Below are 7,974 nucleotides of genomic sequence, written 5' to 3' on the forward strand. Positions count from 1 at the left end.
GGCCTTGATGAGTATCGGACAGTGGCTCAGCCGGGACTTCTATCAAGCGAAAGAGCAGCGCGATGCGCGTACGAGTCGGGCGTTCACGCGCTTATCGCAAGCCGCGCCTGGCGGTGGGAGAGCGCCGCAACGCGACGCTAGCGCGCCCAAACAGCAAGGTTAAGCGCCGGACGCGAGCCGCATGGGGTCGCCAGGTTGCGGGCCTTTGTCTCAAAATTGACAACAAACCTTACCTGAATCGGCTCTTACTCTCTCCAGTTCCCAAAACTACAATGTAATCACTGACTACGAACACACACGTTCGCAGCAAGACAAAACCCTGAAACTGGAGGTAAGTACCATGAAAACGCTCATTCAAGCCGTTGTTATCGCCGCCGCTCTCGCCGCTCCGGTCGCCTCGTTCGCACAAGCGAATCAGCCCGTGACCCGCGCTCAAGTGCGCGCCGAACTGGTTCAACTGGAAAAGGCAGGCTATCAACCGAACGCGGCCGACCCGTACTACCCGGCTAACATCCAGGCCGCGCAGGCTCGCGTCGACGCGCAAAACGGCGTCAGCCAGCCCGCCACTAGCGGCTTCGGTGGTGTGGTAAGCGGTTCGTCGCAATCGAGCCATGCGGCGCCGACGACTGGCTCGAAGTCGATCTACTTCGGTCAGTAAGCCGTAAAAGGTAGAAAGCGGTTCGTCAAACAGTCAGCTGATGTCGACGCCAGGCTGTAGCGCGGCGACACGAACCGCAAGCGCACGTGGCATGCGCGGTTCCCTTAGCGCGTCCGTTGGGCGCGCATTCTGATTCAAATGAACTGGCCCGCGGCCGGGTACTCCCGGACGCGGGCCAGTTCATATCTGATATCTGTTTACCTCCGTCATCGGGTTCCCGATGACTTCGCCCGGACCTTTGCGGTCTGGGCGCTTTTTCGCGGCGCTATCGATACGGCATGTTGCGCGCCCCCACGAATCCTTGCGACACGTCAGCCGGCGTCATTCGCGTGCGATCACATCGCCCACCTGGCCGCGTCCGGTCACCAGACAGCTCGACAGAAAGCTCTCGCTCTGCGCGCCCGCGCCCGCCTCTCCAAAGCCCTTTTTCAACGCATCCGACTTGACCAGCGCCGCACCCTGGTGGCACGTAATCGTGCCGAGCTCGCCGGCCTGAGCGCGCATCAGCGCCCGATCCGCCATCAGATAGCCAAGCAAAAGCACCACAGCAATATAGAACGCCTGTCGCATGGGTCGTCTCCTCTTTCGGAAGAGACTAACGCGAAGCGCGAAGCTATGGGCTTAGGGGTTTCCCGCGTGCGCGCGTGGCTACCGTCAACGACATTCACAGTCGCGCTTCGATCCGCCGGATTCGCTTGTCGATCGCGTGGCGCACCAGCGCATTCGACGGCACCAGCAGCAGCGACGACGCGATGATCCGATACACGGCATTGCGCGTCACTTTAGACACCCTCGCGGGATCGAGCCACGCGTCGTTATCCACCAGCAACAGCAGCGTGTCGAGGCCGATCAGAATCGGCCACAGGCATCCGAGGCGCAAGCGCACCGCGCTCGCCGGAATCGCAAGCGTGTAGTCGCGCGCGGCGCGGAAATGATCGAGCGTGTCGCGCACCAGCTCGACGAGCAACGGCCGCGCGCGCATCGAATTGGCCGGTTGCAGCAGATCGCGCGCGCTCAGCCCGTGGCGATCGAGCATGCTTTGCGGCAAATAGCAGCGCCCGATGCGCAGGTCCTTGCCGCAATCGCGTAACACGTTGGTCATCTGCAGTGCCTTGCCGAAGCGCACGCCACGGTGCGTCATCGTATCGGGCCGCTCTTTTAACGTGCCCGGCAGATGCGCGTAAGTCATCGCGGTCCAGAACTCGCCGACGCAGCCCGCGACCAGATAGGTATAGCGGTCGAGCTCGTCGTATTCAGGCAGCGCCACGAGTTGCGCGGAACGTTCATCGGGAAACGTGCGCAGATCGAATTCCATCCCCTCGGTCAGTGTCGTGACGATTGCGCGTACCGCGCGACGGTCCGACTCGCTCAGTTGCTGGAGCACGTCGAGCGCCGGACTCAGCGATTCCAGCAGCAGCTTTTCGTCCGACTGCGCCTGCTGACCCGCGACCTCGGCGGCGATACGCTGGAATAGCGCGCTGTCGTCCGCGACGCCATTGACCTGATGGCGCAGCGCGAGCAGCAATGCAAGCCGTTGGTCCGGCGGAATCAGCGGAGTGTCGGCAATCGTGTCGGCCGCGCGCGCGAGCAGATACGCAAGGCCGATCGGATCGCGCATGCGGGCAGGCAGCACGCGCAGCGTCAGATAAAAGGAGCGTGAGACGCCTTTGAGCAGCGGGCCGAGAAGAAAGGCCCGGGTCGGATTCGGCATGGACGGGATCGAATTGGCAAATAAGCGGAGAAGAAACCGCGAAAGTCAGGCGCTGCGGGATTGTATACGGCGAAGCGCCGGTCCCGCGCCCGTCGCGCTTGTCGCCCGGCCGATGCGCGTGTCGCCCGCTGCGTGGCCGTTGCGCGGACCAATGCTGGCCAAAGCAAGCAGCATGTCGTGCTTCGCCGCACCGGTTCGGCGATCTGCCCGCCTGCATCGCGATGTCGCCTCGAAGCGTGCGTCCGTCGCGGTTCGCCAAACGCCGCGTCGCCAGATAAAATCCCCGCAATGCTGCGTTGCGTTTCGCCTCGCGCGATTCGCCGGGAACAGCGATTGCTTCCCCAATGGGGTTACGGACCGGCCGGCTCACCGTCACAGCGCCTGGTTTTCGCGGACCTCGAATGACATATCGACAATGACCACGCACGAATCCAGCACGTCCTCCCCGTTCGCGCCGTCTGACGCGCCCCGGCCTCCCACCGCGCGCCGAAATGTGGAAACAGGCGTGCCCGGCTTCGACGAGATTCTCGGCGGCGGCCTGGTGAGCGGCGGCGTCTATTTGCTGGAAGGCATGGCCGGCGCCGGCAAGACGATCCTGTCGAGCCAGATCGGCTTTCATCGCGTCAGACAGGGCGAGAAAGTGCTGTACATGACGCTGATCGCCGAGTCGCACGACAAGCTGCTCGCCCATTTGCGCGGCCTGAGCTTCTTTGACGAAACCGCGGTCGCACAGCAAATGCTATTCGTGTCCGGCTATCACGAACTGATGCAGGAAGGGCTCGACGGCTTTCTGAAGCTGATCGCGTCGAGCATCTACGATTACCGGCCGAGCCTGATGATCATCGACGGCTTTCGCAGCGCCCGCGAATTCAGCGAAACAGAACTGTCGCTGTCGAAGTTCATCCACGAATTGAACGGACTGGTCGCGGTGATGGACTGCACGACGCTGCTGCTCGCGCCGCTCTCCGGCAACGAACCGCATCCGGAGCACACGCTGGTCGACGGGCTGATCGAGCTGAACCGCTATAGCGACGGCATGCGCCGCGCGCGCGAAATCGAAGTGCACAAGATGCGCGCGCGCAATCATCTGATGGGCCGGCATTTCTTCCGCATCGCCGAAAGCGGGCTGCTGATGTTCCCGCGCCTCGAAGCGCAATGCGCACAACCGCCCGGTCCCGTCGATCTGAAAGCGCGTCTCGGCTTCGGCTTGCCGCATCTGGACAGACTGCTGGGCGGCGGCTTCGCGCAAGGCTCGACTACCACATTGATGGGGCCATCGGGCGTCGGCAAGACATTGCTGTGCCTGCAATTTCTCGCAGCGGGCCTCGCGCGCGGCGAACGCTGCGTGTATCTCGGCTTTTACGAGGGGCCCCAGCGGCTGATCGGCAAGGCCGAGGCGGTATCGATTCCGCTCGCCGACGCGTGGCGCGACGGCCGTCTGACGATCCACTGGCAACCCGCGATCGAACTGGCGGTCGACGAAGTCGCGGCGTGCGCGCTCGCCGCCATCAAACAGACCGGCGCAACCCGCATCGCGATCGACGGCGTCGAAGGTTTCCGCGATTCCGCGCTGCGTCCCGAGCGCTTCGGGCTATTCCTCAACGCGCTGATGCATCAGCTTCGCGAAGCGGCCGGTACCACGCTCGTCACCGAGGAATTGCCGCTTTACGCTGATCCGGGTCATGGCAGAAGCGTGCGCGTGTCCGCGTTGACCGAAAACCTCGTGCTGCTGCGCTACGCCGAAACCGACGCCGGACTGCGGCGCATGATCTCGGTGGTCAAGCAGCGCGAAAGCGCGCACGACACGTCGCTGCGCGAACTCAGCATTTCATCGGAAGGAATCGACGTGATCGACGGGCCGCCGAGCGCCATCAGCGCGCAGTCAGCCCCCGGCTTGTCGGCCACACTGCAAACGCGGCGCAAACCCTAGCCGCCCATGAAAACCATCCTGGTCGCGGACGACGAATTCGACATCCTCACCGTGTGGCGGTTGCTGCTGGAGCGGCACGGCTATACGGTGCTGACGGCGTCGAACGGGGCCGCCGCGCTCGCGCTGATCCGCACGAGCCGGCCGGACATCATCGTATCCGACTGCATGATGCCGGTGATGTCGGGCACGCAGTTGTGCGCGGCGCTGTACGCCGACCCGGAACTAGGCGACATTCCGATCATTCTGTGCAGCGCGGCAGCGGATATTCCCGTGCAGCCGAATCCCCGCATCGCATACGCGCGCAAGCCGCTTTCGTTCGATCATCTGCTGGCGATGCTGGAGCAGATGGGCGGCTAACGGCATTGCGGCAACCTGAAGGCTTAGCATCGATTGTTCTCGCACCGCCGGCAAACGGTGATAATCGAGTCCGTTCAAAGAAAATCTATTGCCTGCGCCATGAGACCGTATGTTCCACTGAACGCGCTGCGCGCATTTGAATCGTCCGCCCGGCATTTGAGCTTCACGCGCGCCGCACTCGAATTGAACGTCACCCAGGCCGCCGTGAGCCAGCAGGTCCGCTCGCTCGAAGAGCGGCTTGGCACCACGCTATTCAGGCGACTGCCGCGCGGCCTCGCAATGACCGACGAAGGGCTCGCGCTGCGCCCGGTGCTGTCCGACGCATTCGATCGCATCGAGGCGGTGCTCAAGCAGTTCGACGGCGGTCACTTTCACGAGGTGCTGACAGTCGGGGTGGTGGGCACGTTCGCGGTCGGCTGGCTGATGCCGCGCCTCAAATCGTTTCGCGACGCGCATCCGTTCGTCGAACTTCGGCTGCGCACGAATAACAACCTCGTCGATCTCGCGACCGAAGGCCTCGATTTTGCGATCCGTTTCGGCGACGGCACCTGGCCCGGCTCGCTCGCCACCACATTGCTCGACGCGCCGCTCGCGCTGCTTTGCACACCCGAAATCGCCGCGCGGGTTGCGCAACCCGGCGATCTGGCGAACGAAACGCTGCTGCGCTCCTATCGTGTGGACGACTGGATCAACTGGTTCGCCGCGGCAGGCATCGCGCCGCTGCCGGTGCGCGGCCCGATGTTCGATTCGTCCCGGCTCATGGTCGAAGCGGCGATACAGGGTGCGGGCATCGCACTCGCGCCCGCGCTGATGTTCGAGCGTGAGATCAATACGGGGCGTCTGGTGCGCCCGTTTGACGTCGAGGTCCACGCGGGCAATTACTGGTTGACCTGCCTGAAGGGCAAACCGATGACGCCCGCGATGGCGCTGTTCAGTCAGTGGATCGTGAAGGAAGCAGCCACGCGAGAGAACTAGCTCAACGCGGCGGCGGTACGGCAGTCGCCGTTCATCGCGGGCCGGTCGGCTTGAGGCGGGAACACGTTCCATGAACCGTCGCCGTGACGAAAGAAGAAAATCGACAGCAACCCTTCCGGCCGCAGCGCCTGCACGCAGACATAACGCTGCGAGGTACGGTGGCAGAACTGCACGACGCGCGCGGGCATCGACGGGGTGGGTGCGAGCCATTTGTCGACGGCCCGGTGCAAGCTCTTTTCTGCGGCAACCATGATGCTCTCCTCGACTCGTTTCGCGCGTCGCACGCGCAAGTCATTGCGGTACGTTCACGCGAGCTGCGCGAATTCGACGGCACGCTCCGCGCTTGTTTCCCGGCTTGCTTCCCCGTTCCTCGCGCCGCTTTCTACCAACGCTTTGACGAGACACATCAGCGCGCGCATGCCGGTGCGCGGATGACGCAGGCAGCCATGCACCTGCTCGCTGCGGCTTTCGCCGAGCAGACACCACGCGCAGAAGTGTTCGCAGTTGTTGGTCAGCAGGCGGTAGCGGTTTTCTCCGAGACGCGAGCGCGCGCGGCTCACCGCTTCCTCACCGGCATAACGCGCGCTCGGCGTCGCGCGAATCGTCAGCGGATGACCGGCGGCGAAGCGCGCGATCTCGACTTCCTCGACCGGTCCGCGATGCGCGGAACTCGCAAAACCCGCGTAATGGACGACGCGGCCGTTGCCCGCATAGATGCCGTGATGCTCGTAGCCGTTGCGCTGGGTGACGAGATGCGCGCCGATCGGCAGATCGATCGTCGACGACGCGGCAACGCGGGTCTCGACGGCTTGCGGGTCATCGCGATTCGTATCGGGTGTGAAGGTGTTCATGGCTGGCCTCGTTCGCATTTCCAACACTGTTGCGAGAGCTTTTGCATCAATCGGGCCATGCGTTGAGAAGCCTTTACTGACGGGGTTTTCCGCGTATCGATGAGATTTCTGAAAAGGCGAATGTCAGCGCTGGGCCAACAGAATCCGCGTCGATAAGTTGGCGCGCGGCGCTCACGTTGCACCCGCTGCCGATCAAGCATCCGCGTGGAATTTGCGAAGCAGTGGCGTGGAATGCGCGCGGCCTTCGCGTCGAATTGGCGTGAGCGCAAAACCGGACAACAACGCTCGGAGCCCGGCACGAATGTGTCGGGTCCCACACCTGTCTGCATTCGAGCTTGTTGGTTGCCAACCGACCGGTCGTGCCGACCATGACGAACAGAAACGCGCGCAATCGCCGCCAGTCAATGCGCTACTGGCGGCGGCCGTAACGCACTCGCGATTGGCATGGCACTTGCACCATCAAGCGCAGAGCCATTCCGCCGCGTGCGTTGCACACCCGGCCCACCGGAGAACGACATGTCCTGCCTGACCATCAATGATCTCTCGCTGAACCTCGCGCTCGATCGCAAGGCGATGGCCGCGATTCGCGGCGGCGGTGGCGCGCCATGGGTGTACGGCTGGATTCAGCCGTACGTTCCGCAAACGCCGAGCATTGGACCCGTCGTCAATCTGTACGAGGTGTCCAACAACTTCTATGCGAACCAGATGATCAACCAGTTCCAGTCGGTCGACGTGCGTAACTTCGGCGCGAACTCGAACCTCAACGTGTCGCCCGACGCGCGCAACCGGAACGACACGGTGTAGCCGTTGTGACCTGTGCCAGCCAATTTCGCTGGATGTCGTGTGCGCGTTCCGACGCCGGGCGCGTGCGCGAAATCAACGAAGACGCGTGCCTGGACCAACCCGATGCCGGACGTTGGGCGGTCGCGGACGGCATGGGCGGGCATGCGGTTGGCGATCTCGCGAGCCGCACGGTGGTGGGCGCGTTGAGTCAACTGGCGGCGCCGCGCAGCATCCGAACGCTGATCGCCGATACGCGCACGCGTCTGCAGCGCGCGAACCAGCAACTGCGCGACGAAGCCGCGCGGCGCCAGGTGCAGCGAATCGGCAGCACGGTCGTCGTATTGCTCGCGTGCGACCGCTTCTGCGGTTACGTGTGGGCCGGCGACAGCCGTATTTATTTATATCGAGCCGGACAATTGCGCCAGCTCACGCGCGATCACAGTCAGGTCGAGCAGTTGCGCGCGCTGGGCGTGATCACCGACGAAGAGGCACGCCATCACCCCGCGCAACACATGATTACCCGCGCGGTGGGCGCAACGGACCTGCTGGAACTCGATGACGACGCAATCGAAGTCGCCGACGGCGACGTGTTCCTGCTTTGCAGCGACGGCCTGACCAACGAATTGAGCGACGCTGAAATTGCCGATGTACTGGCATCGGCGCAGCGCGAGAACGCGTGCGGCGAACTCGTCGAACAGGCGCTCGCACG

The 7,974-nt window shown here is 63.6% G+C and carries 10 protein-coding genes; 6 read left to right on the forward strand and 4 right to left on the reverse strand.

The window, feature by feature from the left end:
- The first annotated feature begins 340 nt into the window (after positions 1 to 340).
- Positions 341 to 658, forward strand: a complete 318-nt coding sequence (locus VGH68_RS10595) for a DUF4148 domain-containing protein (protein ID WP_331603559.1) — start codon at positions 341 to 343, stop codon at positions 656 to 658.
- Between the two features lie 321 nt (positions 659 to 979).
- Here VGH68_RS10595 and VGH68_RS10600 read toward each other — a convergent pair whose 3' ends face one another.
- A complete protein-coding gene (locus VGH68_RS10600; RefSeq protein WP_331603560.1) occupies positions 980 to 1,228 on the reverse strand; it encodes a hypothetical protein in 249 nt (82 codons plus the stop codon).
- Between the two features lie 94 nt (positions 1,229 to 1,322).
- On the reverse strand, positions 1,323 to 2,369 hold the full coding sequence (locus tag VGH68_RS10605) for a squalene/phytoene synthase family protein (RefSeq protein WP_331603561.1): 1,047 nt from the start codon (positions 2,367 to 2,369) through the stop codon (positions 1,323 to 1,325).
- A 415-nt stretch (positions 2,370 to 2,784) separates the two neighbouring features.
- On the opposite strand from VGH68_RS10605, the gene VGH68_RS10610 reads away from it, so the two are divergent.
- The 3 genes from VGH68_RS10610 to VGH68_RS10620 all read left to right on the forward strand — a co-directional run bounded on the left by VGH68_RS10610 (position 2,785) and on the right by VGH68_RS10620 (position 5,631).
- On the forward strand, positions 2,785 to 4,299 hold the full coding sequence (locus VGH68_RS10610) for an ATPase domain-containing protein (RefSeq protein WP_331603563.1): 1,515 nt from the start codon (positions 2,785 to 2,787) through the stop codon (positions 4,297 to 4,299).
- Positions 4,300 to 4,305: 6 nt separating this feature from the next.
- A complete protein-coding gene (locus VGH68_RS10615) occupies positions 4,306 to 4,656 on the forward strand; it encodes a response regulator (protein ID WP_331603564.1) in 351 nt (116 codons plus the stop codon).
- Between the two features lie 99 nt (positions 4,657 to 4,755).
- Positions 4,756 to 5,631, forward strand: coding sequence for a LysR family transcriptional regulator (locus tag VGH68_RS10620; protein WP_331603565.1), 876 nt, complete (start codon positions 4,756 to 4,758; stop codon positions 5,629 to 5,631).
- Here the strand turns inward: VGH68_RS10620 and VGH68_RS10625 are convergent.
- Together VGH68_RS10625 and VGH68_RS10630 are read right to left on the reverse strand one after the other, a co-directional pair.
- Complete coding sequence (locus VGH68_RS10625) at positions 5,628 to 5,882, reverse strand: hypothetical protein (RefSeq protein ID WP_331603566.1); 255 nt, start codon at positions 5,880 to 5,882, stop codon at positions 5,628 to 5,630. The two genes, VGH68_RS10620 and VGH68_RS10625, sit on opposite strands and share 4 nt — an antisense overlap.
- A 54-nt stretch (positions 5,883 to 5,936) precedes the next feature.
- Positions 5,937 to 6,482, reverse strand: a complete 546-nt coding sequence (locus VGH68_RS10630) for a lecithin retinol acyltransferase family protein (RefSeq protein WP_331603567.1) — start codon at positions 6,480 to 6,482, stop codon at positions 5,937 to 5,939.
- A gap of 516 nt (positions 6,483 to 6,998) precedes the next feature.
- Between VGH68_RS10630 and VGH68_RS10635 the strand changes: the two genes are divergently transcribed.
- Positions 6,999 to 7,286: a hypothetical protein gene (locus VGH68_RS10635; protein WP_331603568.1), complete on the forward strand. Its 288-nt coding sequence runs from the start codon at positions 6,999 to 7,001 to the stop codon at positions 7,284 to 7,286.
- A gap of 5 nt (positions 7,287 to 7,291) precedes the next feature.
- Positions 7,292 to 7,974 (forward strand): PP2C family protein-serine/threonine phosphatase (locus VGH68_RS10640; protein ID WP_331603569.1); only part of this gene is annotated, 683 nt, incomplete at its 3' end.

This window comes from Paraburkholderia sp. (assembly GCF_036488505.1).
In the GTDB taxonomy this organism is placed as follows: domain Bacteria; phylum Pseudomonadota; class Gammaproteobacteria; order Burkholderiales; family Burkholderiaceae; genus Paraburkholderia.

What these genes read in the sequence shown, in the direction of transcription:
- VGH68_RS10595 (WP_331603559.1), top strand. Translation starts at nt 341, where the DNA reads ATGAAAACGCTCATTCAAGCCGTTGTTATCGCCGCCGCTCTCGCCGCT.
- VGH68_RS10600 (WP_331603560.1), bottom strand. Translation starts at nt 1,228, where the DNA reads ATGCGACAGGCGTTCTATATTGCTGTGGTGCTTTTGCTTGGCTATCTG.
- VGH68_RS10605 (WP_331603561.1), bottom strand. Translation starts at nt 2,369, where the DNA reads ATGCCGAATCCGACCCGGGCCTTTCTTCTCGGCCCGCTGCTCAAAGGC.
- VGH68_RS10610 (WP_331603563.1), top strand. Translation starts at nt 2,785, where the DNA reads ATGACCACGCACGAATCCAGCACGTCCTCCCCGTTCGCGCCGTCTGAC.
- VGH68_RS10615 (WP_331603564.1), top strand. Translation starts at nt 4,306, where the DNA reads ATGAAAACCATCCTGGTCGCGGACGACGAATTCGACATCCTCACCGTG.
- VGH68_RS10620 (WP_331603565.1), top strand. Translation starts at nt 4,756, where the DNA reads ATGAGACCGTATGTTCCACTGAACGCGCTGCGCGCATTTGAATCGTCC.
- VGH68_RS10625 (WP_331603566.1), bottom strand. Translation starts at nt 5,882, where the DNA reads ATGGTTGCCGCAGAAAAGAGCTTGCACCGGGCCGTCGACAAATGGCTC.
- VGH68_RS10630 (WP_331603567.1), bottom strand. Translation starts at nt 6,482, where the DNA reads ATGAACACCTTCACACCCGATACGAATCGCGATGACCCGCAAGCCGTC.
- VGH68_RS10635 (WP_331603568.1), top strand. Translation starts at nt 6,999, where the DNA reads ATGTCCTGCCTGACCATCAATGATCTCTCGCTGAACCTCGCGCTCGAT.